The sequence below is a fragment of the Catenibacterium faecis genome, from assembly GCF_014306455.1.
Lineage (GTDB): Bacteria > Bacillota_I > Bacilli_A > Erysipelotrichales > Coprobacillaceae > Catenibacterium > Catenibacterium mitsuoka_A.
In genome coordinates, this window is record NZ_JACRWG010000161.1 from 1 (window position 1) to 506 (window position 506).

1 protein-coding gene is annotated in these 506 nt (G+C 34.2%); it reads right to left on the reverse strand.

Annotated elements, in window-relative coordinates; all coding sequences use genetic code 11:
- The coding region (locus H8909_RS13250; protein ID WP_187013160.1) for an IS3 family transposase at window positions 1–473 on the reverse strand (473 nt) is incomplete at its 3' end.
- Window positions 474–506: the final 33 nt, after the last annotated feature.

Genomic DNA, 506 nt, shown 5'->3' on the forward strand with positions numbered 1-506 from the left:
AAGACAAGTTTATTATCATTATGGTCACTAATTGCATATCCTACTGGATATCTGTCATAAAGATCTAGTATCAGGCTTAGATATAGCTTATTTTCATTATTCTTTCCATATTTGAACTCAGTGACATCTGTTACCCATTTTTCATTAGGTCTTGATGCATTAAAGTCTCTTTTAAGATTATTCTTGGCTGTATTGTTGCTTTTTCTGACTGTACAGCTTCTTCTTTTTGGTCTTATGATTGACTTGATGCCAAGTATTTTCATCGCCTTGTAGACCTGCTTGTCATTATAGTTCTTGTTTTCATCTCTGTTTATTCTATCTGTCATCATTCTGTAGCCAAGCGTATGATTGAATTTCTCATCATACTTTCTTATAAAGTCTGCCAGTTCCTCATTTTCAAGATCTCTTTCGCTCTTATTGCGTCTAAGCCATTTATAATAATTCGCCCTCTTTACACCTAATATCTCAAGCATAGCTGATAGGCTTACCTCTTTGTCTTCTTCCTT